At 42.4% G+C, this 24328-nt stretch carries 26 protein-coding genes and 1 tRNA gene; 25 read left to right on the top strand and 2 right to left on the bottom strand.

What is annotated here, in order from left to right; translation table 11 throughout:
• Positions 1 to 675: 675 nt before the first annotated feature.
• The 12 genes from rpmH (at position 676) to MHB37_RS31455 (ending at position 12163) form a co-directional block, all read left to right on the top strand.
• A complete protein-coding gene (gene rpmH / locus MHB37_RS31510; RefSeq protein WP_036677745.1) occupies positions 676 to 810 on the top strand; it encodes a 50S ribosomal protein L34 in 135 nt (44 codons plus the stop codon).
• Between the two features lie 289 nt (positions 811 to 1099).
• On the top strand, positions 1100 to 1450 hold the full coding sequence (rnpA, locus tag MHB37_RS31505) for a ribonuclease P protein component (RefSeq protein WP_036677842.1): 351 nt from the start codon (positions 1100 to 1102) through the stop codon (positions 1448 to 1450).
• Positions 1451 to 1536: 86 nt separating this feature from the next.
• Positions 1537 to 2406: a YidC/Oxa1 family membrane protein insertase gene (locus tag MHB37_RS31500; protein WP_076124330.1), complete on the top strand. Its 870-nt coding sequence runs from the start codon at positions 1537 to 1539 to the stop codon at positions 2404 to 2406.
• Positions 2403 to 3137, top strand: coding sequence for an RNA-binding cell elongation regulator Jag/EloR (jag, locus tag MHB37_RS31495; protein ID WP_036677749.1), 735 nt, complete (start codon positions 2403 to 2405; stop codon positions 3135 to 3137). The genes MHB37_RS31500 and jag overlap by 4 nt, the downstream gene beginning before the upstream one ends.
• 109 nt (positions 3138 to 3246) lie before the next feature.
• The gene (gene mnmE / locus MHB37_RS31490; protein WP_076124328.1) at positions 3247 to 4623 is read left to right on the top strand and encodes a tRNA uridine-5-carboxymethylaminomethyl(34) synthesis GTPase MnmE; all 1377 of its coding nucleotides are present in this window, start codon (positions 3247 to 3249) and stop codon (positions 4621 to 4623) included.
• A gap of 39 nt (positions 4624 to 4662) precedes the next feature.
• Positions 4663 to 6549, top strand: a complete 1887-nt coding sequence (mnmG, locus tag MHB37_RS31485; RefSeq protein WP_036677754.1) for a tRNA uridine-5-carboxymethylaminomethyl(34) synthesis enzyme MnmG — start codon at positions 4663 to 4665, stop codon at positions 6547 to 6549.
• A 3-nt stretch (positions 6550 to 6552) separates the two neighbouring features.
• Positions 6553 to 7278, top strand: coding sequence for a 16S rRNA (guanine(527)-N(7))-methyltransferase RsmG (gene rsmG, locus MHB37_RS31480; RefSeq protein ID WP_076218353.1), 726 nt, complete (start codon positions 6553 to 6555; stop codon positions 7276 to 7278).
• A gap of 414 nt (positions 7279 to 7692) precedes the next feature.
• On the top strand, positions 7693 to 8508 hold the full coding sequence (gene noc / locus MHB37_RS31475) for a nucleoid occlusion protein (RefSeq protein WP_036677760.1): 816 nt from the start codon (positions 7693 to 7695) through the stop codon (positions 8506 to 8508).
• Positions 8509 to 8686: 178 nt separating this feature from the next.
• Positions 8687 to 9448: a ParA family protein gene (locus tag MHB37_RS31470; RefSeq protein WP_036677762.1), complete on the top strand. Its 762-nt coding sequence runs from the start codon at positions 8687 to 8689 to the stop codon at positions 9446 to 9448.
• On the top strand, positions 9441 to 10283 hold the full coding sequence (locus MHB37_RS31465; protein WP_036677764.1) for a ParB/RepB/Spo0J family partition protein: 843 nt from the start codon (positions 9441 to 9443) through the stop codon (positions 10281 to 10283). The genes MHB37_RS31470 and MHB37_RS31465 overlap by 8 nt, the downstream gene beginning before the upstream one ends.
• A gap of 197 nt (positions 10284 to 10480) precedes the next feature.
• A complete protein-coding gene (locus tag MHB37_RS31460; RefSeq protein ID WP_076124323.1) occupies positions 10481 to 11626 on the top strand; it encodes an aminotransferase class V-fold PLP-dependent enzyme in 1146 nt (381 codons plus the stop codon).
• 36 nt (positions 11627 to 11662) lie between these two features.
• A complete protein-coding gene (locus tag MHB37_RS31455) occupies positions 11663 to 12163 on the top strand; it encodes a DUF4446 family protein (protein ID WP_036677768.1) in 501 nt (166 codons plus the stop codon).
• On the opposite strand, the gene yyaC is transcribed toward MHB37_RS31455, so the two are convergent.
• Positions 12135 to 12743: a spore protease YyaC gene (yyaC, locus tag MHB37_RS31450; protein ID WP_036677770.1), complete on the bottom strand. Its 609-nt coding sequence runs from the start codon at positions 12741 to 12743 to the stop codon at positions 12135 to 12137. The two genes, MHB37_RS31455 and yyaC, sit on opposite strands and share 29 nt — an antisense overlap.
• Before the next feature lie 119 nt (positions 12744 to 12862).
• On the opposite strand from yyaC, the gene MHB37_RS31445 reads away from it, so the two are divergent.
• From MHB37_RS31445 to MHB37_RS31430, 4 genes are all read left to right on the top strand, one after another.
• A complete protein-coding gene (locus MHB37_RS31445; RefSeq protein WP_076124321.1) occupies positions 12863 to 13108 on the top strand; it encodes a DUF3343 domain-containing protein in 246 nt (81 codons plus the stop codon).
• Between the two features lie 21 nt (positions 13109 to 13129).
• Positions 13130 to 14170: a mechanosensitive ion channel family protein gene (locus MHB37_RS31440; protein ID WP_076132919.1), complete on the top strand. Its 1041-nt coding sequence runs from the start codon at positions 13130 to 13132 to the stop codon at positions 14168 to 14170.
• On the top strand, positions 14170 to 14382 hold the full coding sequence (locus MHB37_RS31435) for a DUF951 domain-containing protein (RefSeq protein WP_036677772.1): 213 nt from the start codon (positions 14170 to 14172) through the stop codon (positions 14380 to 14382). Before MHB37_RS31440 ends, MHB37_RS31435 begins: the two co-directional genes overlap by 1 nt.
• Before the next feature lie 43 nt (positions 14383 to 14425).
• Positions 14426 to 14516, top strand: a tRNA-Ser gene (locus MHB37_RS31430).
• Between the two features lie 367 nt (positions 14517 to 14883).
• Here the strand turns inward: MHB37_RS31430 and MHB37_RS31425 are convergent.
• Complete coding sequence (locus tag MHB37_RS31425) at positions 14884 to 15081, bottom strand: YjzC family protein (RefSeq protein ID WP_036677774.1); 198 nt, start codon at positions 15079 to 15081, stop codon at positions 14884 to 14886.
• Between the two features lie 217 nt (positions 15082 to 15298).
• Between MHB37_RS31425 and rpsF the strand changes: the two genes are divergently transcribed.
• The 9 genes from rpsF (at position 15299) to MHB37_RS31380 (ending at position 24327) form a co-directional block, all read left to right on the top strand.
• Positions 15299 to 15583 (top strand): 30S ribosomal protein S6, encoded by a 285-nt coding sequence (rpsF, locus tag MHB37_RS31420; RefSeq protein ID WP_036677776.1) that lies wholly within the window; start codon positions 15299 to 15301, stop codon positions 15581 to 15583.
• Positions 15584 to 15631: 48 nt separating this feature from the next.
• Positions 15632 to 16138, top strand: a complete 507-nt coding sequence (ssb, locus tag MHB37_RS31415) for a single-stranded DNA-binding protein (RefSeq protein WP_036677780.1) — start codon at positions 15632 to 15634, stop codon at positions 16136 to 16138.
• Between the two features lie 21 nt (positions 16139 to 16159).
• On the top strand, positions 16160 to 16432 hold the full coding sequence (gene rpsR, locus MHB37_RS31410) for a 30S ribosomal protein S18 (RefSeq protein ID WP_036651767.1): 273 nt from the start codon (positions 16160 to 16162) through the stop codon (positions 16430 to 16432).
• A gap of 510 nt (positions 16433 to 16942) precedes the next feature.
• The gene (locus tag MHB37_RS31405; protein ID WP_405168830.1) at positions 16943 to 18892 is read left to right on the top strand and encodes an endonuclease MutS2; all 1950 of its coding nucleotides are present in this window, start codon (positions 16943 to 16945) and stop codon (positions 18890 to 18892) included.
• Positions 18893 to 19085: 193 nt separating this feature from the next.
• Positions 19086 to 20804 carry an oligopeptide ABC transporter substrate-binding protein gene (gene opp4A / locus MHB37_RS31400; RefSeq protein WP_076278205.1) on the top strand — a complete coding sequence of 573 codons (1719 nt, stop codon included), beginning with the start codon at positions 19086 to 19088 and terminating at the stop codon, positions 20802 to 20804.
• A gap of 84 nt (positions 20805 to 20888) precedes the next feature.
• Positions 20889 to 21833 carry a D-alanyl-D-alanine carboxypeptidase family protein gene (locus MHB37_RS31395; protein WP_312147237.1) on the top strand — a complete coding sequence of 315 codons (945 nt, stop codon included), beginning with the start codon at positions 20889 to 20891 and terminating at the stop codon, positions 21831 to 21833.
• A 322-nt stretch (positions 21834 to 22155) separates the two neighbouring features.
• A complete protein-coding gene (locus MHB37_RS31390) occupies positions 22156 to 23181 on the top strand; it encodes an LCP family protein (protein ID WP_076099795.1) in 1026 nt (341 codons plus the stop codon).
• Between the two features lie 194 nt (positions 23182 to 23375).
• Complete coding sequence (locus MHB37_RS31385) at positions 23376 to 23801, top strand: CBS domain-containing protein (RefSeq protein ID WP_036677795.1); 426 nt, start codon at positions 23376 to 23378, stop codon at positions 23799 to 23801.
• 223 nt (positions 23802 to 24024) lie between these two features.
• A complete protein-coding gene (locus tag MHB37_RS31380) occupies positions 24025 to 24327 on the top strand; it encodes a MazG-like family protein (RefSeq protein WP_170914153.1) in 303 nt (100 codons plus the stop codon).
• The last annotated feature ends 1 nt before the right edge of the window (position 24328 follow it).

Genomic DNA, 24328 nt, shown 5'->3' with positions numbered 1-24328 from the left:
AGACTGTCACTCCTTTAAATCTTCCAAATGTGGCATCAGCCATGAAGTGGAAATGTCGAAGAAAATAGGTTGGTGCTGATATTTATCCCCAGTAGGCAATATGAAGAGACAAAAAAATATGGATAAATTTGATTTGTTCACAACTTTATCCACAGCTTGTTGATAATTAAGAGAACAAACAAATCTATTCACATTCAAAAGTAATACCATCATAGCAAAACGCCCCTTGTTTTTCAATGAGCAGGGCTATTTTATCCACAAATTCAAGCACTTGTGTACAATTATTAGGAACACCACTACATATTGTTGATAATTTGTTTACGGTTCGACACTTTACGCCAAAGGTTCGATAATTTTATACACAGGTTGTGCTCAACTGTGAGTAGTCGACTTTATTTTTTGATCACAGGTGGATAACTGTCATATCTTGTGGATTACTTTTTTCCTGGGGAGAGTTGTGGATAAACACCTGAGCTTGAGGGGGAGGAACAAGCCGGTTACTAGGTTGACTTTTGCTCATAAAATATGTTTAAATATATAAAGGTGTTTTCTGTAAGGATATGTCTCGATATATAAAAATGATAATTCTTGTAGATACTGTCCCTACTATAAGGACGGCTTAGTCCGTTTCTGCTTATATGACAGTAATTAAGTTCCTGTAAGGGAGGTGCAATTATGAGACCGACATTTAGACCAAATGTGAGCAAACGTAGTAAGGTTCACGGTTTCCGTAAAAGAATGAGCACGAAAAACGGCCGTAAAGTGCTGGCAGCTCGCCGCTTGAAAGGCAGAAAAGTTTTGAGTGCGTAAGTTAGGCCACTAAGGGACCACTGCGGTGGTCTTTTTTTACTGCTTTTTATTATTATTGCTCTGCAAAAGTCTAGGATCTCGCTTAATGCGCTAGCTACACTTTGCGGGGCTATTTAACGTATATTGAGAAATATTTTGTGAGAAGTTGAAATTATTTTTCCTACTATATATAGAAGCTTAATTTCAGCACAGCAAATGTAGTCGTTTATGGCTGCTTGCAAATGCCTATACTATTAGAAGAAAAAATTCGGAGGGACACTTAAACCGGATTTTTATGAAGGAGATTCCCGTGCACAAAAAGTTACGTTTACGAAACCGTGCCGACTTCAGTCGTGTATACCGCCATGGGAAGTCATTTGCGAATCATCAATTTGTAGTGTATTGGTTTGGCAAAAAAGAGGTAGAGCGATTTAGAGTAGGTGTGTCTGTTAGCAAAAAGGTCGGAAACGCGGTTGTCCGTAACCGTATGAGAAGATTAGTTAAGGAAATCGTCCGTCACCATGAACCTGAGATTGCAGGTGGCTTAGACATGGTGTTTATCGTAAGAAAAGGAGCGCTTTCCATGGAGTATGCAGAGCTCGAAAAAAGTGTGCTGCATGTGCTTCGTAAAGCCAAGCTACTCAAGGCTTCCCGCAAATAAAGGGTGCTTAAGAGGCTTGTTTATTTGTATTCATAATTATGGTATGATTTACGGTGGAATGGAATGTTTAAGAGAGGGGTTTTGAAGTGTCTCTAATGAAGACTAGACGAGGAAAATGGTTTCTCCTCATCACGGTAATGGTGTTGTCGTTAGCTGTTCTGTCGGGATGCGCTCCGTCGGCTGCTGTCACGCACACTACGGAGGATTTGAAGAATGGAGGCTTCTGGCAAAGTAATGTAGTGTATTATTTCGCCATTGCCTTGGACAAGTTTGCAGATTGGTTTAACGGAGAATATGGTTTAGCCGTACTTGTGATGGTTATTATTGTCCGCACGTTGATTCTTCCGCTTACTATTAAACAGGTGAAGAGCTCGCGTGCAATGCAAGCCATTCAACCGGAACTCCAAAAGATCCAGAAAAAATATAAAGACACACCTGAAAAGGTGCAGCAAGAAACAATGCGTTTGTTCCAAGAAAATAAGGTTAACCCAATGGCGGGTTGTTTACCGCTGATCGTACAAATGCCTATCTTTATCGCTCTCTACAACTCGATCTACTATAATCCACATCTACGGGAGCACACCTTCTTGTGGCTGGAGCTAGGTAAACCGGATCATCTGTTTATCTTGCCAGTGCTAGCAGCATTAACAACATTTATTCAAACTAGAATGATGACCAAAATGAACCCAGTGCAACAACAAGGGCCAATGCAGTTCATGATGATGATCTATCCAGTTCTGATCTTCGTGATGTCGTACAATTTCCCTGCAGCCTTGCCACTATACTGGGTGTACAGTAACCTTTACACTATTATTCAGAACTACTTCTTATACCGCAACAACGATAAACACAAATTGGCAATCGCAAGTGCTGTAAAAAGTACAGATGACTCCAGTCCTGCTCCGAAGAGCAAAGGCGGCAACAAGTCATCGAAGGGAGCCAAAAAGTCAAAATGAGCAAAGTCGTCGCAACAGGGAAAACCATTGAAGAAGCTGTAGAACGGGGACTAACCCAGCTTGGAGTTCAAAAGGACCGGGTAACGGTCAACGTACTTGAGCAGCCATCAAGAGGATTCCTGGGATTGATCGGTGCGAAAGGTGCCAAGGTTGAACTAACCTTGATAGCCGAAGCCGCACCGGCATCAGCGGCGAGTGCTCCGTCACTGCCTCAACAGTCAGCAAGAGAGAGCAAACAGGAGGCCATCGGCGGTGTGCCACGCCAAGATTCCGGACAACCGGTGGAGGAAGCTTACCAAGAAGCCGTTCATTTCATTGTGGATGTCGCTAAGAGCATGGGGCTCGAAGTGGAGGTAGAAATCGTCCACACCAAGGAATCCACGATTCTGCAAATTTCCGGTCCAGATTTGGGACTGTTAATTGGCAGAAGAGGACAAACTCTCGATGCTCTACAGTATTTGGCTAATATTGTAGCTAACCGTTATTCCGACAGTTTTATACGGCTTGTGTTAGATGCAGAGAACTTCCGTGAGCGCCGTAAAAAAACGCTTGAAGAGCTGGCTGATCGTTTAGCCGGACGTGTAATTCGCACTCGTAAAGAGGTTGTATTGGAGCCAATGTCTCCTCAGGAGCGCAAGATTATCCACTCCAGGTTACAGGATCACCGGCAAGTGAGTACCCTCAGTAAAGGCGAAGAGCCAAATCGCCGCGTCGTTATAACCTTGAAGTAAAGACTATATGGATGCAATGACTCCTTGACCAATGTAAGGGGTCATTGTTTTTTTAAAAATAAAAGAACGTTTCTATTCAAAAAATATAAGTTTTGGGGTGAAAAACAGCATGCTTAGTGACACCATTGCTGCCGTATCGACGGCATTAGGCGAGGGAGGAATTGCTATTATTCGGGTAAGTGGCCCACAGGCTATTTCCCAAGTGGCACCATTATTTCGTAGCCGAGTTCCATTAACTGAAGCGGAATCGCATACCGTTCATTACGGACATATCGTCAGTCCTGATAACGGAGAGAAGATGGAAGAAGTGTTGGTAACCGTTATGAAAGGACCACGTTCTTTTACGACAGAGGATGTAGTAGAGATCAGTGCTCATGGCGGTGTAATTTCTGTAAGAAGAGTGATGGATTTACTTCTGCAGCAGGAGATAAGGTTAGCCGAGCCGGGGGAGTTCACCAAGCGTGCTTTCTTGGGCGGACGTATCGATTTATCGCAGGCTGAGGCTGTTATTGATCTGATTCGCTCTAAGTCTGACCGGGCTTTTTCTGTAGCTTTAAAACAGGTTAGCGGATCCTTATCGGATCGAATTCATGCTTTACGCCATACACTTATTGAGATGCTGGCTCATATTGAAGTGAATATAGATTATCCAGAACATGATGTAGAATCCATGACAGCTGAATTTATTAAAGATAAAAGCAGTGAGGTTATGGAGGGAATAACAAAGCTGCTTAAGACATCTAATGAAGGAAAAATACTTCGTGAAGGGATTACAACAGCTATTGTCGGACGTCCGAACGTTGGTAAATCATCATTGCTAAACGCATTAGCGCGTGATAACAAAGCGATTGTAACAGATATTCCAGGAACAACACGTGATGTAATAGAAGAATTTATAACGATAAATAATATACCGCTTAAGCTGCTCGATACAGCGGGAATTCGTGAAACGATGGATGTTGTTGAGAAAATTGGGGTGGAGCGCTCCAAAGCGGCAGTTAGTGACGCCGACCTGATTCTACTTGTGCTGAATGCTAATGAAGAGCTGCATGAGGATGAATTGGCATTGATGGAACAAATCCACGGTAGACAGTGCCTAGTAATCATGAATAAAATGGACTTACCGCCCAAACTGGATAAGGATAAGTTGCTCTCATTTTTTGAAGAGTCTAACATTGTACCGATGTCCGTTCTGGAAGAGGAAGGTCTAGACAAACTTGAAGATGCCATTTCGACACTCTTTTTTGGTGGAAAGCTGGAATCGGGTGACTTGACATATGTGAGTAATGTGAGACATATAGCCCTGCTCAAAAAAGCCTATAAATCACTTCAAGATGCATACGATGCTGCAGAACAGTATATACCGATTGATATGATTCAAATCGATGTACGGCTCGCATGGGAACAGCTTGGGGAAATAATTGGCGATACTGCAGCTGACTCTTTGTTAGACCAAATATTCTCACAATTTTGTTTAGGAAAATAAGATTCACGATTTAATATAATTTCAAGGGGGAAACAGGACATGAGTTATGATGGAGGCAACTATGACGTTATCGTCATTGGCGCTGGTCATGCTGGCTGTGAAGCAGCACTGGCTGCAGCCCGGATGGGTTGCAGTACGTTAATGATCACAATTAACCTGGATATGGTTGCATTCATGCCCTGCAATCCGTCCATAGGCGGACCTGCCAAAGGACATGTAGTGCGTGAAATTGATGCGCTTGGCGGAGAAATGGGCCGCAATATAGATAAGACATTCATTCAACTGCGTATGCTGAATACAGGTAAAGGACCAGCTGTACATGCTTTACGTGCACAAGCTGATAAATTCCTTTATCAACATACAATGAAGGAAACTATGGAGAAAACGCCTAATTTGACACTTCGTCAAGGGATGGTTGAGCGTTTAATCGTTGAGGATGGACGTTGTGTAGGTGTAGTTACGAAGACCGGAACCGAATACCATAGTAAGACTGTTATCCTGACAACAGGTACTTACCTGCGTGGTAAAGTGATTATGGGTGAGCTAACATATGAAAGTGGACCTAACAATCAACAGCCATCCGTGAAGCTTTCTGAGAACTTACGGGAGCTTGGGTTTGAATTGGTTCGTTTTAAAACAGGTACTCCACCACGTGTACATCGTGATACGATCGATTTCTCTAAGACAGAAATTCAACCAGGGGACGATGAACCGAAATTCTTTTCGTTCGAAACGAAATCATCCGATAACGAACAGCTTCCTTGTTGGTTAACGTATACCTCTGAGGTTACTCATCAGATTATTAATGATAACCTTCATCGTGCGCCGATGTTCACAGGTATTATCGAAGGAACTGGCCCACGTTATTGCCCTTCTATAGAAGATAAGGTCGTAAGATTCAGTGATAAATCTAAGCATCAGATCTTTTTAGAGCCAGAGGGAAAAAATACATCGGAATACTATGTACAAGGTCTGTCCACTAGTCTTCCTGAGGATGTACAGCTAGCTATCTTACGTTCCATTCCTGGTATGGAAAAGGTAGAGATGATGCGTAACGGCTATGCTATTGAATATGATGCAATGGTTCCTACACAGCTATGGCCATCTCTTGAAACCAAACGTCTTCCAGGTCTGTTCACTGCTGGACAAATCAATGGCACTTCCGGTTATGAGGAAGCAGCAGGCCAAGGGGTTATGGCTGGAATTAATGCAGCACGCAAAGTGCAAGACAAAGAACCCGTAATCCTAGATCGTTCACAGGGATACATTGGTGTACTCATTGATGATCTCGTGACTAAGGGAACGAATGAACCTTACCGTCTGCTTACTTCACGTGCAGAATATCGTTTGTTGCTTCGCCATGACAATGCAGATCTAAGACTTACACCTATCGGTTATGACATTGGTTTGATCACACAGGAGCGTTTCGATAACTTCACAGATAAGAAAGAACGGGTGGAGCGTGAAATTGTTCGTCTGCAAGAAACAAAGGTTAAACCTGTTGATGTAAACCAAGTACTAGCGCAATATGAATCGGCACCTATTGTAGATGGCAGTAATTTGCTTGTTCTGATGCGGCGCCCAGAGCTTGTATATAGTTTTGTTGATCAAGTATCACCATCACCAGAGATGCTGGATGCAGAAATGAAGGAGCAAGTAGAAATCCAAATTAAATATGCCGGATATATAGAAAAACAACTTCAACATGTGGAGCGCCTGCAAAAGATGGAGAAGAAAAAAATTCCAGATGACATTAATTATAATGAAATCCATGGATTAGCGATGGAAGCGCGGCAGAAGCTGACTAAGATTCACCCGATCTCTATCGGGCAGGCTTCTCGGATTGCGGGAGTTACACCTGCTGATATTTCCATTCTTCTTGTATATCTTGAGCATTACAACCGGGTAACCGCGGCGAAAGGATAAGCTATGGATAATACGGAAGTTCAATTCACACAACTATTACAGGAACGAGGCATATCCCTTACAGCAGAACAGTTAGCACAATTTGATCTGTATTATAAGGAACTCGTAACCTGGAATGAAAAAATGAATCTCACGGGTATAACTGAGCGAGAGCAGGTATATACGAAGCATTTCTATGATTCTATTTCATTAGCTTTTTTCCTTGATATTAACGAGATCACCAATCTCGCAGATATCGGTTCAGGAGCTGGGTTTCCAGGAATCCCACTTAAAATATGTTTTCCTCATTTGAAGCTAACGATTGTTGATTCGCTCAATAAACGAATTTCATTTCTGCAGCATGTAAGTACGACATTGGGATTAACTGATGTACAATTGATCCATGGGCGGGCAGAGGATGTCGCGCGCAAGTTCACTCATCGTGATGCCTATGATTTGGTTACAGCACGTGCGGTAGCAAGACTGTCTTTATTGAATGAATTTTGTCTTCCCTTCACACGCAAAGATGGGGTGTTCGCTGCAATGAAGGGCAGCGATCCCTCAGAGGAATTAAGCGAAGCTAAGTACAGCTTAAAAGAGCTTCGTGCTGAACTCAGCAAAGTGGAGTCGTTCAGCTTACCAGTGGAGGAGTCGGATCGACATATTGTTATGATCCGGAAGACAGGAGCAACACCAGCTAAATACCCAAGAAAAGCGGGAATTCCTGCCAAAATGCCATTGATAAAATAATGTTTCACGTGAAACATTGCCGATACTCAAAGTTCCTTTAGGAGCATTCTCTTTGAACAAAGGGAATGCTCTTTTTTTATGAAGATGATGATAACAAAAATCGATAAATATCAAATTAGATAAAAATTAGATTTATAAGCTGATTTGGTTGTTGCACCTGTAAAAATGCAGGAAAAATAGGTCTTTACGGAGAATATGATTATGTGGAGAAAAGTGATAGAATAGCATAGTAGACTTTAATTTTGTATATAACTCCTTCTCTGTACTCTTGTTCGAAAGAAGGAGAGATTATGATGCCTGTTCATTACAGGTAATTCCATAATATCAGAATGTTTTAGATTGCTGTACGATATGCTTTCCGTGAAGAAGGTCAAGAAGATCGTACTATAACGAAATTAGGTGGTTATGAACGGAATGAAAGAACAATTTACCAAGCTATTTGGGTTTAACGAGCGGAGCAGCGGAGAAGAAATCAAACAAATACCAGTTCATGAGGTCGTTAGCAGTCCTTACCAACCACGGACTATATTCGATGATGACAAAATTGATGAGTTATGTCAGACAATTAAAACTCATGGTGTCATTCAGCCTATTGTTGTACGTATGCGAGATTCCATATATGAGATCATCGCAGGTGAACGGCGCTGGCGGGCAGTTAAAAAGCTTGGTTTAGAGACGATCCCTGCTATTGTCCGTGAGTTCAATGATTCTCAGGCTGCATCTATTGCGCTCATAGAAAATCTACAGCGTGAAGGTTTGACCTCCATAGAAGAAGCTGTCGCTTATCAGAAGTTAATTGATCTTCATCAATTAACACAAGAAAGCTTAGCACAACGCTTAGGCAAGAGTCAGTCGACTATTGCGAATAAGATTCGTTTACTCCACTTACCTGAAGAGGTTAAGACAGCGTTGATGGAACGTCAGATTTCCGAAAGACATGCGCGTTCACTCTTATCACTGGATAGTGTGGAAATGCAATTAAAAGTTTTGGCAGAGATTATTGCAAAAGGATTAAATGTTAAACAGACGGAAGCTCGTATTGCTTTCTATAAACAAGTTTCGCAAACTAAAAAGTCAAAACGGGTCTCCTATACCAAGGATGTTCGTCTAGCTCTTAATACAATTCGTCAATCTATTGATATGGTGTCAGGCTCAGGTATGGAAATCAAAACGTCAGAAAATGACCGTGGTGACCATTACGAGATTGTAATCCAGATCCCCAAAAGATAAATTGTTTCAAAAGCTGAAGGCGGCCTTAAAGTGATTGGCCGCCTTTTGTGTGACTTAAACCAGGATGTATTGCTCAGTCCTGCATTTTAGAGTTTTAGCTCATATAAAGTAACATAGTTTGGCCGTTTGTACTTGCGATCTACGAGAAGATTCTTCCTAACTATTCGAGGTGAAATTAGTGTCCAAGATTATTGCCATAGCAAATCAAAAAGGCGGTGTCGGTAAAACAACATCCTCTGTGAACCTAGGTGCCGGTATGGCTACATTAGGAAAAAGAGTGCTTCTAGTTGATATCGATCCTCAAGGTAACACTACCAGCGGCGTTGGCATCAACAAGGCGGACGTAGCGAATTGTATATATGACATTCTCATTAATGAAGTAAATCCTCTAGAAACGATACTTGAAACTCAAAATGAAGGACTGCACATCATCCCGGCGACCATTCAATTAGCAGGGGCGGAGATCGAATTAGTATCAACGATTTCCAGAGAGTTGAAATTGAAAAAAGCCCTAAATGCGGTTAAAAATAATTATGACTACATCATCATTGATTGTCCTCCATCCCTTGGGATTTTGACGATCAATTCCCTTACAGCTGCTGATTCGGTAATCATTCCGATTCAATGTGAATATTATGCGCTCGAAGGGTTGAGTCAGCTTTTAAACACCGTGCGTCTAGTACAAAAAAATCTTAATCCGCATTTAAAAATAGAGGGAGTACTATTAACCATGTTGGATGCCCGTACGAATCTAGGGATCCAAGTCATCGAAGAGGTTAAAAAGTATTTCCAGGAAAAAGTTTACAGAACTATCATTCCTCGGAATGTCCGCTTAAGTGAGGCACCGTCTCATGGACAATCCATTATTACTTATGATCCTCGCTCAAAGGGAGCAGAAGTGTATTTAGAGTTGGCAAAGGAAGTGATTTCTTATGAGTAAACGTTTAGGAAAAGGTCTGGATGCTCTGATTCCTTCTTTATCTATTAATGAAGATGATAAGGTAGTAGAAATCCCATTAGCTCAATTACGGGCTAACCCTTATCAACCACGCAAGGATTTCAATGAAGAAGCAATCCAGGAATTGGCTGAGTCCATCAGACAACATGGCGTGATTCAACCGATCATTGTACGTAGTGTTTTGAAGGGGTATGAAATCATTGCCGGTGAACGCAGATTCCGGGCATCGCAATATTGTGGTAAACCTACGATTCCAGCAGTCGTAAGAAATCTAAGTGATCAACAGGTCATGGAGATCGCCCTGATTGAGAACTTGCAACGTGAAAATTTAAATGCAATGGAAATCGCAGTTGCTTATCAAGGTTTGATGGATCAATTTTCACTCACACAAGAAGAGCTATCACTTAAAGTTGGAAAGTCCAGATCACACATCGCTAACTTCCTAAGATTGCTTACTTTACCGGAAGAAGTAAAAGAATATGTTTCACGTGGAACAATGTCTATGGGACATGCACGAGCTATTGTTGCCCTGAAAGATCCGGAAGTTATTAAACAATTGGCTGAACAATGCGTGGAACAGCAATGGAGCGTAAGAGAGCTTGAAGAAACAGTGAAAAATCTGGATCGAAAGCCAACGAACGGTACAAAGATTAAAGTTGTTAAACGTGATCCCTATATTGATAATGTAGAGGAAGTATTACGTGAACGGTTTAAAACAACGGTTAAGATAAAACAAGGTAAGGAAAAAGGGAAGATTGAACTAAATTACTACAGTGCGCAGGACTTAGAAAGATTGTTAGAATTATTGGGTAACTAAATGGGTATCTATGCCAAGAACATATCCTGAGCTATCCGTAATCGGATGAGTAGGGGTATGTTTTTTCAAAATATAAGGATGTATAAAGTGCAGCTGAATATTATCCTTATATTTTCTACAGATAAGGTTATTATCAATAAAGGGCGACAACGTTGTTTCTTCTTAATGAAAAAGAGTATGAGACGAGGAGCAGGGTTATGGAAGACTTCGTATATTTGGATCATGCGGCTACGTCCTGGCCTAAACCTCCAGAGGTGGCAGCTGCGATGATGAATGCTTTGCAGTCGGGAGCAAATGCTGGCAGAGGAAATTATTCGTTGGCCATGGGAAGCGGACGGGTGTTGGTGAGAGCCCGGAGTTTGCTGGCGGAGTTGTTTGGGGTTTCTAATGCACAAGACATAGCGTTTACCCAAAACACTACGATGGCATTAAATATGGCGATTAGAGGTACGCTCAAAGCAGGGGATCATGTAATCTCTACAATGACTGAACACAATTCTGTGCGGAGACCTTTGGAATATTTACGTAAGTCACTAGGGATAAGTGTTGATTATCTGAAGGTGGATCGAGCGGGTCAATTGGATTTGAACGAATTGGGCAAAACGTTTCGACCAAACACTAAAATGGTAATTTGTAATCATAGCTCCAACTTATTAGGTAGTATACTTCCCATTGGTGAAATCGGGGATCTAGCTAAAGCAAAGGGTGCTATATTTCTAGTGGATGCTGCTCAAAGTGCAGGCTCGCTTGATATTGATGTGAAAAAGATGAATATTGACTTATTAGCTTTTCCTGGGCATAAAGGATTGCTTGGACCACAAGGGACTGGTGGGCTCTATATATCACCTGAATTGGATCTCGAGCCCTTAATGCATGGAGGGACAGGCAGTCAATCTGAGAATAGTGAACAACCCTCTGTTCGCCCAGATCGGTATGAAGCGGGAACGCAAAATGCGGTAGGAATTGCTGGTTTACTAGCCGGTGTTCAAAAGGTAAAATCGATAGGGACAAACGTTATCCACGAAAGAGAGTGGAAGCTGACTCAACTGCTGATGGAGGGCTTGTCCCATATTCCAAACATTAAACTGTTAGGGCCCACATTAGGGGCTCCGAGAACTGGAATTGTGTCGTTTGTAGTGGATGGGGAAGAATCGGCGAATATAGCCCACCGTCTAGATCGTGAGTATAAAATAGCCGTCAGAGCGGGTATGCATTGTACCCCACTGGCACATAAGGCTGTTGATACACTAGAAAGTGGTGCTGTTCGGGCGAGTGTAGGCGTAGATACAACAGAGCATAATATAAGCAGAATGCTAGCTGCTATGGATGAGTTATATGGCTGATGCCCGCAGCAGATAAATAAAAAGGATGGTCCATTCATGTCTGAAATGAATCAATTAATTAATGAACAGTTGCAGTGGTTTGTGTTTGGTTTCGTAGTAATTATGCTAGTATTGATAGTGACTGTAATCGCCCAGGGAGCTAAGCTGCGGACTATACGGCGCAAATATGAGGCCATGATGGCAGGAAGCGGTGTGGAGGATCTGGAAGGCCTTCTGGTTGATCTGAAGAACCAAAGCGACATGCTGGAAGAAGAACAACGTGAGCAAAAAGCGTTGATAGAAGCTACCCAAGTCAAAATCCGCGGCATGAAGTCAAATATCGCTCTGAAGCGTTATAATGCCTTCGGTGAACGTGGTAATGATTTGAGCTTCTCGGTGGCTATTCTGGATGACAATAGCAGTGGCATTGTATTAACCAGCCTTCATAATCGTGAGAACTCATATATTTACTCCAAGCCTATGCAAAATGGGGAATCACAATATGCCTTATCGCCTGAAGAAAAAGAAGTTATAACTCTCGCGTTGCAGCAGAAGTAGCATGCAGGTTCCATTGTTTTAAAGCAGAATATAGACTTGTAGCGATAATATCAGATAATCGCATGACTAGACTTAGCCGTGTATTCTGCAATACGAAATACTCCATAAAGCCGCCGACATTAACGATTCCAGTCAAATGGATATCTCCAACCGGCGGCAATTGTTTATTTACGCCAGCTCCTGGTCTGAGGGGACCTTCAACGACTTGGATGCAGCCAACACTAGTAGAGTGACCTAAGCAGGCATCTATTCCGATGACAAACGGGTTATTATATTTTTCATTAATTAGAGACAAAGTCTCTTCAAGATTGACGGCATGAACCGGTTCTTCAAGGGTACCGTATAAATGAAACAATGGACTATGAAAACGGGATAAGGCAGTACCAACAAGAGGACCGAGAGAATCTCCGGTGGAGCGATCAGTGCCTACACAGATGACGATAATTTGAGTCTCTGGACGCGTGCGTGAAAAGTGAAAAAGTAGCCGATGAGTAATTGCGGAATAGATATCGGGATCTGTATGTGATATTTTTAAACAGGACGTTTCTTGCGCTGCTGTAGCCTTGGATGAGGAGTTCATACCATCTTCCTTTCTAAAGGTGATTCTATTTCTTGGTATCTAGTATATGGATAGAAGAGGGGTTTTATACTCCAGCAGCAAGAGATAGGACGATAAACCTATGGAGAGGCTTGACGTATATGCAGGATGAGATGTTAATAGCATTTGACTCCACCCAGCAGGCGCTTCGTGCTGAAATGCTGCTTGAGTATGCTGAAATAGAAATTGATATATTTCCAACTCCGAAGGAGATCACCGCAGGCTGTGCAATTTCAATTCAGTTTTTTCAAAATGCGCTGGAAGAGGTAAAAAGAATTATAGTTGAGCAGGAAATAGAAATACGCGGCATCTACGGAAAACACAACGAGAACTACATACTGATTTAGGGGTAGGGAGGAGTACATGCGATGAATATGTGGATACTGGAGGCTGATACACCCGGTGCGGATACATTAAAAGATGCCATTCGCTTTAAAGATAAGGTGTGGAATTGGTTTACCGATGCTGATATGTGGGCGGATGTATTATTTGCGGGTCTACGGATTCTTGTTATTTTTCTCTTAACCCGGGTTATTATTAAAATTGTTTCTAATATTATTGATCGTTCGCTTGAGCGTAAAACCGGTGGCAGACTTCTGTCCAACACACGAAGGTTTACTACGGTTGGGGAATTGATGAAAAATGTAGTGACAGTTATCTGTAATTTTGTGATGATCATGCTCGTGCTTTCTGAGTTCCACTTCGATTTGGCACCATTGTTGGCTGGAGCGGGTGTGCTTGGTTTAGCAGTGGGTTTTGGGGCACAAAGTTTGGTGAAGGATGTTATTACAGGTTTCTTTATTATTTTAGAGGATCAATTTGCAGTGGGTGATGTAATTCAAACGGGGACCTATAAAGGAACGGTAGAATTAATTGGACTGCGAACAACCAGACTGTTAAGCACAACTGGAGAAGTATTTATTATCCCGAATGGATTAATCACTAACGTGACCAATTATTCTCTCTCGAATGCATTGGCTGTAGTTGATGTTCCTGTAAAAATGGAGCGGAGCTTGGAGGCCACGCTAGGTTTGATTGGAGAAGCTCTAAAAGGAATAGAAGAGCGTAACTCTAATGTTCTTGCTTATCCTAATGTGCTCGGTATACAGTCCATGAGTACTTCGGAATATGTAATTCGTATAGCGGCTAGCTGTTTACCTAATGCAAAAGAGGTTGCGGAGAGACAGATTCAGAATGATATTAAGCAGGCACTAGAGAAACTAAGCAGTCTAGAGCAGGCCCAAGCTGCTCAAGCCGAAGAGGAAGCGCGTTTGAAGGCAGAAGAAGAAGCAAAGGCTGAAATTGAACTGGCAAAAACAGAAAATGAGCAGGAAGTATCGGATACGCCTGACACTGGATCAAGACGCCAAATCGCAGCTACACAAGAGGGGAAAAAGGGGGAAGGGTAGTGGAACGTAAAGTTTTTCAGCTTGGAGATATTGTACAGATGAAGAAACAGCACCCTTGTGGTTCTAATGAGATGGAGATCATTCGTATGGGGATGGATATCCGCATTAAGTGTACAGGATGTCAGCATAGTGTTCTGATTCCCCGGGCGAAATTCGAGAAGAATATGAAGAAGGTACTGCGTTCTGCAGAGGGAAATACAGACAATAATTAAGCTTGCAAATGGCATGTCTGCATGATACAATTATTTTTGCTGCGGAGAGGTACCCAAGAGGCCCAAGGGGGCTGACTCGAAATCAGTTAGGCGTGTCACAGCGTGCGTGGGTTCGAATCCCACCCTCTCCGCCACTTCAGTATAATATAACATTTTAATGAATCCTTCGTTCCTGTAACGGAGGTTTTTTTGTGTCCACTGAGCTGTTTGCAAAAGATCATAACATGCAAAAAGAAGGGCCCTTTCGGGTCCTTCTTCAAGAGGCAGTACATCAATGATGTTGGAATTTCTCTGTATATAGCGACTAAAGTGATTTAGGCGTTGCTGAGGTTACTGCTTTTTAGACAATAACCCACTACTATTCCCAGCTAACAATAGATGCTGAATCAGATATCCTGTGATTGTGTTCGTCTACGACGGCCAACGGAACCACACCTCTCTTTTGTACTGCCTGAGTATAGTATGTGTAATGTCGTTTTTTTTATACACATTTATTTTTATTTAATGTACACGTGCTTTTTCAACCTTTTTCCACTTCCGATTTTTGTTACTGGTCTCGGGGAAGGTGTCCCCTTTTTCCATTTTAATATGTTGTGGATTCTGAATTTCGGTGTGGAAGCTTCGCGCTTCACCTACCTCTGTATACATGCCTGGATTGGGGGCTTTGTCGCCTTTTTCATATTCTGTCTTTTCGCCCATCATTATCGCTCCTTCCTTAAGTGCAGATGAATTCACTGATTATTGTGCGCAGGTAGGCTTTTTTTCATGTAAAAAGAGGGTGGAGGGTTGTCCGGTATTAATATTGCTTGCACTCTGCTGCTCGTTTTGGTATATTAATCAGGTGCGAGTCTATGTTTGTGCTCGTTCCTTGCTCCTGACGTGATTAGGGGCCTCAGACCATAAGGAGGTGAAAATTATGCGCAAATATGAAGTGATGTACATTATTCGTCCTGACATTGAACAAGAAGCTGTTCAAGCAGCAGTCGATAAATTCCAAGGCATCATCTCCAATGGCGGGGAAATTACAAAGCACGAAGTGCAAGGTAAACGCCGTCTTGCGTATGAGATCAAGAAATTCCGTGATGGCGTTTATGTTTTGGTTAACTTCAATGCAGAACCTGCAGTAGTTACTGAATTAGAACGTCTTATGAAGATTTCTGACGAAGTTATTCGTTATCTCATTACGAACGACGTTGCTTAAGATCTTGACAAGCTTTGTAATGAATCGCTCTAAAGGAGGGGACCAGAATTGTTGAACCGTATCATTTTGATCGGACGGTTGACCCGTGACCCGGAACTTCGTTATACTCCCGCTGGTGTTGCCGTAACTCAATTTACGCTTGCCGTAGATCGTAACTTTACGGGCCAGAACGGTGAACGTGAGGCAGACTTCATCCCGGTTGTTACCTGGAGACAGCTAGCAGAAACCTGTGCCAATTATTTGCGCAAAGGTCGTCTGACAGCAGTGGAAGGACGCATCCAAGTGCGGAACTATGAGAATAACGAAGGTAAACGTGTATACGTAACTGAAGTTATTGCTGATAATGTTCGTTTCCTGGAATCTTCACAAAGCCGTGAAGGTGGAAATACTTCAAGTGGTGCAAGTAGTATGCCTGAAGAGCCAGCATATGGTGGCGGTGGTAACGCTGGACGCGGAAATAACAACAATAATTTCTCGCGTAACAACAATACTCAAGATCCTTTTTCGGGCGATGGTAAACCGATTGATATATCGGATGATGATTTGCCATTTTAATTAGGAAGGACTGAAAAGAATATGGCTTTTAAACCAAGAGAAGGCGCTGACAACGACAAAAGACCAGCACGTCGTGGTGGACGCAACAAGCGTAAAAAAGTTTGCTTTTTCACTGTGAACAAGATTACTCACATTGATTATAAAGATACTGAACTTCTTAAGAAGTTCATCAGCGAACGTGGAAAGATTTTGCCACGTCGTGTAACAGGTACAAGTGCAAAATACCAACGCGCTCTTACCATTGCTGTAAAACGCTCGCGTCAAATCGCGTTGCTTCCTTACACAACGGAATAGGACGTTTTATAGAAGCAGTCGGGAAACCGGCTGCTTTTTTGTTGTGAAAAGCCAGCGTGTGGATTACGTTGACGTTCCATCTGGAATGTGTTAAATTACAGCTATCCTATAACAAAAGGGGAAATATTGATGTTGGTGACCGTTCTTAACTAGCAATTTCATAACACTGGAGTAGGAAGGCTTTAGCAGGCTCGTCTTTTGGCGTTTACGTGCTCTATTTGAGTTCGTTTCGCGCAGAGGTCTGTTGTTCCTAACAGTGGATGATTTAGTTAAGAACACACGAAGCGTCATATGGCCTCTTTACGGCTGTTGTTCTCTTTGTAATTAACCGTGCTCTTAGAGCACGGTTTTTTTGTTTTTCGGCCACCCTGGCTTTTATGGGGACCTTAAGACGCCAGAGAACAATAGCATAAAAAGAAGGGCAAGGACTGCCATAGTGGCATTCTTTGTCCTTTTTGCGTTAGGGAGATTTAGTTCCAAAAAAAGTTAGGTCAATAAGGAGGATTTGCTGTGAATTTACAAAGTCTAAACACGTTGGAATACGAAATTATTAAAACCGAGCTTAGCCGTCATGCGGTATCTTATGTAGGAAAGAAAACTGTAGAAGAGCTTATGCCTATGACCTATTTGCCTTCGATTCAAAGAGCGATGGAGGAAACGTCTGAAGCTAAAGAGCTGCTCGAGCGGGGGTCCAGTGTACCGATTCCTTCATTGGAGGGGATTGAGTGGATCATGTCACTAATGGGGACTGGATATTTGTACAGTGAGCAAGACTTCACTGCAGTGGCTACATTTCTAAAGAGCTGTAGTCAATTGCGCAAATATATGGCTTCTAAAGAGCAAAGTGCTCCCCGGATTGCTGCTTATGCTTCCTCGCTGCTGGAATTAAATCATGTGCGGGAAGCAATTGATCGTTGTATCCGCTTTGGGGCGATTGATGATGGAGCTAGTAAGGGGTTAGAGCGGGTTCGTAAACGGATTGCCGTAGCTAAAGAACGTCTTCATAAAAAAATTGACGGGATCATGACGCGCCATCAATCGATTTTGCAAGAGAATATTTATAGTCAGCGTGGTGGACGATATGTTATCCCCGTAAAGCGGGAGTATCATAAGCAAATAAAGGGATCGGTACTTGATCAATCCACAAGTGGACAGACGGTGTTCATCGAACCAGATGAGATCGCCTCCATGCAGATTGAGCTGGATTTGTTATTAGGAGAAGAGGCGCGTGAAGAAGCTGTGATCCTCAGTATGCTGACCAGCATGGTAGAACAGGAACAAACTGCACTGCGCCTAAATATCGAGGTTACAGGCACCTATGATTTTATTTTTGCCAAAGCAAAATATGCACGAACGCTGGGAGCATCTGAGGTTACTCTAAATGATAGGGGTTTTCTAAGGATGAACGGAGGCAGACATCCCATGCTGCAGGGCATGATTCCAATTAGCCTGGAGATAGGGAAGGGATATAAATCCCTAATCATTACAGGTCCAAATACAGGCGGGAAAACGGTGGTGCTCAAGACCCTCGGGCTGCTGACCCTCATGGCTCAATCCGGGCTGTTGATTCCGGTCGAGAAAGGGAGTGAGTTTACGGTCTTTACGGATGTGATCAGTGTAATCGGAGACGGACAAAGTTTGGCCCAATCACTGAGTACATTTTCGGCACAAATGAAGAGTATTGAGGGAATGCTGAGAGATGCCTCTAAAGGGGTGCTGCTGCTCATTGACGAGCTGGCGGCAGGTACAGACCCTGGTGAAGGAATTGCCCTCTCAATCGCCATTCTGGAAGAGCTGAGCCGTAAAGGGGCCAATATTATCGTCACAACCCATTTTAATGAGCTAAAAGCCTTTGCCGCTGCGACAGCCGGTTTTCAAAATGCACGAATGGAATTCGACAAAGAAACGCTGCAGCCGTTGTATCGTCTGACTATCGGAGAAGCGGGGGAGAGTTACGCTCTGCAAATTGCCAAAAAGCTGGGTATCCAGGATAACGTTATCAAGCGATCGTGGGAGATCGTTGAGGCGCAGCAGCAAAGGCTACAGAAAGGTGATGGGTCGGCATGGGCAAGTCTTTTTAGCAAAGAGGGGGAGAAAGGGAAGACTGCACCTGTTATAGAGGATTTTGAAAAAGAAGAAAAGTCTGCGGAATCACTGAGCGATAAGGAGAAGCAGACCCAATATGAAATTGGTGATGCTGTTCTTGTAACTTCACTAGGGCGGATAGGCATTGTTTATGAGAAAAGAGATCACTTAGGAATGGTCGGAGTGATGATCCAGAAGCAAAAAATGCGGATTAATCATAAACGTTTAAAGCCATATCTATCCAAAGATGAGCTGTATCCTGAGGAATATGACTTTGATATAATTTTTGAGAGCAAGGATACCCGTAAAAAGCGGAAATTGATGCAGCGTAAGCATGTCGAAGGCCTGAGAATTACGCATAAGGATGAAGAATAATGTAATAAAAGGATCTGCCTATGAGGTAGGTCCCTCTTTTTTTATAAATACTATGAAATATGCGTAAATTCAAGCAGGAGTATAGGCCTAAAGCTTAGAAGTTATTGTAACCATTCTAAAACTTTGTTACAGTAAATATTTATTCCATAGCTTATATGTAGATATACGTTCAACTAGAGAAGGGAAGGAACACATGAAGAATAAGAAGATATGCGGGTTCTTGTTAACAATGCTCGTGATGACTACTGTATTGTCAGCATGCAGCAGAGCAGGTACCAGCAGTAATTCATTATCTTTACATCACAATGAGGTGGTCGAAAAGCCACAGACTGGCGGAGTAGTTACTTATGGATACTCATCGCCGTTTATGGGCTTCTTTGAGCCTGCTTTTTATGAAGGTGAAGATGACTTTCATGTGCTGGAGTTTATTACTGAGGCCATGTTTACGATAGATGATGATTTATCAACGGTTCCTAATATCGCCACTTGGCAGGAGTCCGAGGATCATAGAATATTTACCTTTAAAATTAAACCGGGAATCCGTTGGCATAATGGAGATGAACTGACCGTAGAGGACTGGAAATTTGCGATGGAGACTATTGCTAGTCCAGAATACACCGGATCGCGTTATTATAGTGTGGAAATGATTCAAGGTGCAGAAGCCTATCATAAGGGTGAGGCGAAGAATATAACAGGCCTTAAGGTTATAGATCCTTATACTTTGAAAATAACAATGACAGCTGCCCGCGTTAATACGATTGATAATCTATGGCCGTATCCGATGAATAAAAAATATTATACTGGAGTCGCTGTTAAGGATATGCCTGAGAGTGATCAGATGCGAAAAAATCCGATTGGGATTGGCCCCTTTGAGGTGAGCCTTATTGAACCTGGCCAGCGGGTCGAGATGAAGCGCTTTGATCAATACTATAAAGGTAAGGCTTTATTGGATGGTGTGTTGTATAAGGTATTTGATGACAAGGAAATCATCAGCCTGTTTGAACAAGGCGTAATTGATATAGAGAATGCCCCACGAGATACTTATGAAAAGCTGAGCGAACTCGATAATATTAATATTTTACAATCAAATGAGCTTGCTTATGAGTATATAGGGTTTAAATTTGGGTATTGGGATAGTGAAGCTGAAAAAATCGTAATGGATAACCCTAAATTTGCGGATAAAAGATTACGTCAGGCGATGTATTATGCACTTGATCGGGAGGGGATCATTCAATCATTTTCTCATGGGTTAGGCAAGCCTATAGAAACTCCGGTTTCCAGTGCAAGCTGGGCGAAGATCCCTGACAGTCAGATTAATACGTATCCCTATGATCCGGAAAAAGCGAAGCAGCTGCTTGATGAGGCTGGTTTTGTAGATGTTGATGGAGATGGGCTGCGTGAGGATCAAAAAGGAGAAAAGTTAGTTATTCATTATGATTCTATGCTAGGCAGTCATTCAGCGGAGTTACGAACTGCTGCTATTCTGGAGGATTGGCGAAATGTGGGACTCGATGTGCAGCTTAATGGTGGGGCGTTAAAAGAGCTCAACACCTTCTATGAAGCAGTAGAGGCTGATGATCCGTCCATTGAGTTGTTTAACGGGGTATGGGGATTAGCTAATGATCCTGATCCTTCAGGTCTCTGGAGGGAGAATGATTTGTGGAACTACCCACGTTGGTCCTCGGAGCGGAATGAAGAATTGATTCGCGATGGCACAAGTATGAAGGCATATGATAGAGATTATCGACAACAAATCTATTATGAATGGCAGAAGCTAGTGAATGAAGAGGTTCCAATGATCTTTTTTGCGGAAAGAGAAAGCATTACTGCTGTTAATAAACGTCTACAAGGTGTGCGTGTTGATTCTTTGGGCTCCATAATTGAGCCTAATAAATGGTGGATAAAGGACTAAATTAAAAAAAATAAAAAAAATTACGCAAAAAGTGAAATCAAATTGCTGTTTCATTCGTCATATATATTATGGAGGATGACAACGATGAAGAGACGGATATTGATATGGGCTGGTGCAGCTTTGATAGTCGTTGTCTTAATTACGGTGTGGAGGCCTATCGAGCTGGGCTTTAAACCGGATATTGACGCGGGTTCAGCAGTGCTGCTAGATATGGATAGTGGAGACATATGGGTCAATATAAACGGCGATGTGCCTATGCCACCGGCCAGTGTGTCTAAATTAATGACTGAAATGATTGTGCTGGATCACATAACCTCTGGAACCCTTAGGTGGGAGGATAGAGTCCCTATTAGTGCTTACGCCAGTCAAATGGGAGGTATGAGTCTCTCATTAAAACGAGGAGATTTCTATACAGTAAGGGAGCTATTCGAAGGCATCACCATCTATTCTGCTAATGATGCTGCAGTTGCATTGGCAGAATATATGGCAGGATCAGAGGATTCTTTTGTACTTATGATGAATGATAGAGCACGTAGTTTAGGTTTATCTCCTAATACGGTATTTACCAACGCCTCTGGATTGTCGAGCAAGGATCTTGGTATCATTCGTCAGCCTACGCATATCGGTGGCCAGACGTTGATGACAGCGAGGGATACAGCCAAATTGGCAGCTGCGCTAATCCATAATCATCCTGATGTACTGAATATTTCCGGTCGTACACAGATGCAATTAAAGGATAAAGGGTTATATGTTAGTAATAGCAACCTTATGCTTCCAGGTATGGGCGGCGCTTACGCATACGATGGAGCAGATGGGTTGAAGACTGGATATGATAGCCAGACGGGATATTGTATTGCGGGATCAGCCCAGCGAGAGGGGCACCGGCTTATTGCGGTCGTTATGGGGGCAGAGACCTATGGCAGCCGATTTGAGGGTGCTGCTAAATTGTTCGATTATGGGTTTTTCCGCGGTTTACATTATGGAGAACGGGTAAAACATATTATACATGCCCTTGGAATTCGAAGTTAAATTTGGAGCATCATACCAGTAATTATTACTTGGTATGGTGCTTTTTCCCTATTCATGTCGGTATTTGTTGTTTCTTTTTATCCATTTAGTGATTACAATAGAAATATTGTTTTATCCCATATTATTTTAGAAACGCAAAAAAACTTTTTTCTATAATTTAGAATGACCCGAATTTCCTGAAAGGGGGGACAATAAGATAATGGAATAAGGGACAGTAAATTCGCCGCCGAGAGAAATAAAACCATGACTGCCTGAGAACGATCAGGAGGCATTGTAAATATATGGTATGTGTAATTATTCTACAATAAAGAAGGAATCAAAGATGAAAAAAATAAAGAAAAGATACATTGCGCTAATTGTTCTCGTCGTTGTTATAGCGGGAGGCTTTCTCTTTCGGAATTCTTTGGCCGTATTAGCCTTTGACCTCTTTTTGTCCGATCGGGTAGAAAGCAAGCTGAAAGAAGAATCTTACCAGCCACTTAAGGATGAGAATAAGGTTAAGCCAGAGCCGGTTGTATACAAAAGCGATCCATTCTCGCTGATGCTGCTCGGGACTGATCAACGCGACAATGAAACTGCACGTTCAGACACTATGATGTATGCTGTTGTTCGCCCTGAGGATTACAAAATTCTGCTTATTTCTATTCCACGTGATACGTATACCGAGATTATTGGGCATAACGATAATAAAAAAGATAAGATTACCCATGCTTATGCTTTTGGTGGGCAGCAAATGGCTAAGGATACTCTGGAAGCACTGCTGGAGCATGATATTCAGTACTATGCCACCATTAACTTTCAAGGGCTCAAGGATGCCGTTGATGCTATTGGAGGCGTTCCGCTGCCAATCAAGAAGGACATTGTAAACAAGGGTAAGGACCATGAAAAGTTTACGATCGAGGGTGGAAAGTCGAATTATAACGGTCAAGAAGCACTCAACTATACACGCTACCGTGAAGATAGTGACTTTAACCGGACCAAACGCCAACAGGTTTTTATTGATGTCGTAGCTAATAAAATGTTATCGATCAGCCAAATCGGCAATATTCCTAAGCTGCTGGATATTATGGGCGATAATTTTAAGACCGATATTGAGCCTTCAATGATTATTAGTCTGGCCAAGAAATTTATGGGCGGCAAAGATATGGATATCTCAAGCTTTACGGTAATGGGCGAAGGAAAACGTATTGACGGACTTTATTATGATATCGTTGATGAAGAGGACTTGCGCGAAGCTAAGGCGCTGATTGATAATTGGATGAATGCAGGAACACCTGTAGATCAACTGATTGAGCCGGGAAAAGCAAGTAATGCACTCGAGCCCAAAGCAACAGCAGTTACGCAGTAATTCTAATTGGAAAGCTAAACTCATATAAATAAATTGCAGCAGCCATAAACATTCTCATGGCTGCTGCTTACTGTCTTCATGTTATAATGAGTTGGAACTATTATTTAGCTGCTACGTATAATCACATTGGCATGGCAGTAAAAGGAAGTTAAAGAACCGTAATTCCTTCGGAACTCTTTGAGGAGGATCAAGAGATGAATATTGCATTTTTTTTACTTCCGAAACAGGAGGTGGCCTGCGTAACGCTCGATTCTACGCTGCGCCAAACGCTTGAGAGGATGGAGTTTCACCGCTATACAGCAGTCCCGATTCTTAACCGTAATGGAGAGTATGCCGGCACGGTAACGGAAGGTGATCTGCTCTGGTACATGAAAGAGTCGGAGGGTAAGGTTTCGTTTGAGAACGCTTCAAAATTTTTGCTGAAGGACGTTCCATTACGTATGAATAACAAGCCGGTCTCGATTGATGCGGATATGGAAGATCTAATTAATTTGGCTAAGGTGCAGAACTTTGTACCTGTGGTCGATGATATGAACCGGTTTATTGGAATTGTTCGCCGGAGTCAAGTCATAGAATATTGCGAGAAATTTGTAACAAGACAATCACAGGAATCATTATAGTCCCAGTGTATTCGCGGTTATAGAAGCTATCGGAACAAGGCCTGTATTTCCGGCGATAACGGAATGCGGGTCTTTTTTAAAGAAAGCTCCTCTCCCAAAAGAGGCATAGTCAGCATGGATTGAAGCATACTTAAGGGGCGCGGGGCGTCCAGTGTGACACCGAATTTTTTATGCTATAATGGAGAATAAAGCTTTTTGCCGGAGGTAGAGAGACGTGTCCAATGTGCCGAAGGATCTGGATGTAGCCAAGCGCGCCAAGGTAATTGAATGGCTGAAAACCGAAGTGATTGATCAAGTTTCAAGGTTATTTAAAGCGTTATGGGAAGGCAGTACTACCCGTGTCGGTGACAGTCTGGCTAGCTTGATTATGAGCTCTTATATTTTGGGCCGCAGACTAGGGATTCCTTATCGTTCTTTAGATGACTTGCTACTGGAGAAGCTTAGAAAGCACAAGCAGGAAGGGCATCAACTGGAAGATTGGTACCAAGATATATCTGCTTTAGAAGAACATATGCGTAAGAGGTGAA

The organism is Paenibacillus sp. FSL H3-0286, assembly GCF_045040705.1.
Taxonomy (GTDB): domain Bacteria; phylum Bacillota; class Bacilli; order Paenibacillales; family Paenibacillaceae; genus Paenibacillus_AQ; species Paenibacillus_AQ odorifer.
Note: the sequence above shows the minus strand (reverse complement) of the source record. Positions and strands in the feature narration are given on the sequence as shown.

What these genes read in the sequence shown, in the direction of transcription:
- MHB37_RS31390 (WP_076099795.1), top strand. Translation starts at nt 22,156, where the DNA reads ATGAAAAAAATAAAGAAAAGATACATTGCGCTAATTGTTCTCGTCGTT.
- noc (WP_036677760.1), top strand. Translation starts at nt 7,693, where the DNA reads ATGAAAGAACAATTTACCAAGCTATTTGGGTTTAACGAGCGGAGCAGC.
- jag (WP_036677749.1), top strand. Translation starts at nt 2,403, where the DNA reads ATGAGCAAAGTCGTCGCAACAGGGAAAACCATTGAAGAAGCTGTAGAA.
- rpsF (WP_036677776.1), top strand. Translation starts at nt 15,299, where the DNA reads ATGCGCAAATATGAAGTGATGTACATTATTCGTCCTGACATTGAACAA.
- MHB37_RS31455 (WP_036677768.1), top strand. Translation starts at nt 11,663, where the DNA reads ATGTCTGAAATGAATCAATTAATTAATGAACAGTTGCAGTGGTTTGTG.
- mnmG (WP_036677754.1), top strand. Translation starts at nt 4,663, where the DNA reads ATGAGTTATGATGGAGGCAACTATGACGTTATCGTCATTGGCGCTGGT.
- yyaC (WP_036677770.1), bottom strand. Translation starts at nt 12,743, where the DNA reads ATGAACTCCTCATCCAAGGCTACAGCAGCGCAAGAAACGTCCTGTTTA.
- MHB37_RS31385 (WP_036677795.1), top strand. Translation starts at nt 23,376, where the DNA reads ATGAATATTGCATTTTTTTTACTTCCGAAACAGGAGGTGGCCTGCGTA.
- mnmE (WP_076124328.1), top strand. Translation starts at nt 3,247, where the DNA reads ATGCTTAGTGACACCATTGCTGCCGTATCGACGGCATTAGGCGAGGGA.
- MHB37_RS31440 (WP_076132919.1), top strand. Translation starts at nt 13,130, where the DNA reads ATGAATATGTGGATACTGGAGGCTGATACACCCGGTGCGGATACATTA.
- opp4A (WP_076278205.1), top strand. Translation starts at nt 19,086, where the DNA reads ATGAAGAATAAGAAGATATGCGGGTTCTTGTTAACAATGCTCGTGATG.
- MHB37_RS31395 (WP_312147237.1), top strand. Translation starts at nt 20,889, where the DNA reads ATGAAGAGACGGATATTGATATGGGCTGGTGCAGCTTTGATAGTCGTT.
- MHB37_RS31425 (WP_036677774.1), bottom strand. Translation starts at nt 15,081, where the DNA reads ATGGGCGAAAAGACAGAATATGAAAAAGGCGACAAAGCCCCCAATCCA.
- rpsR (WP_036651767.1), top strand. Translation starts at nt 16,160, where the DNA reads ATGGCTTTTAAACCAAGAGAAGGCGCTGACAACGACAAAAGACCAGCA.
- rpmH (WP_036677745.1), top strand. Translation starts at nt 676, where the DNA reads ATGAGACCGACATTTAGACCAAATGTGAGCAAACGTAGTAAGGTTCAC.
- MHB37_RS31445 (WP_076124321.1), top strand. Translation starts at nt 12,863, where the DNA reads ATGCAGGATGAGATGTTAATAGCATTTGACTCCACCCAGCAGGCGCTT.
- rsmG (WP_076218353.1), top strand. Translation starts at nt 6,553, where the DNA reads ATGGATAATACGGAAGTTCAATTCACACAACTATTACAGGAACGAGGC.
- MHB37_RS31465 (WP_036677764.1), top strand. Translation starts at nt 9,441, where the DNA reads ATGAGTAAACGTTTAGGAAAAGGTCTGGATGCTCTGATTCCTTCTTTA.
- MHB37_RS31460 (WP_076124323.1), top strand. Translation starts at nt 10,481, where the DNA reads ATGGAAGACTTCGTATATTTGGATCATGCGGCTACGTCCTGGCCTAAA.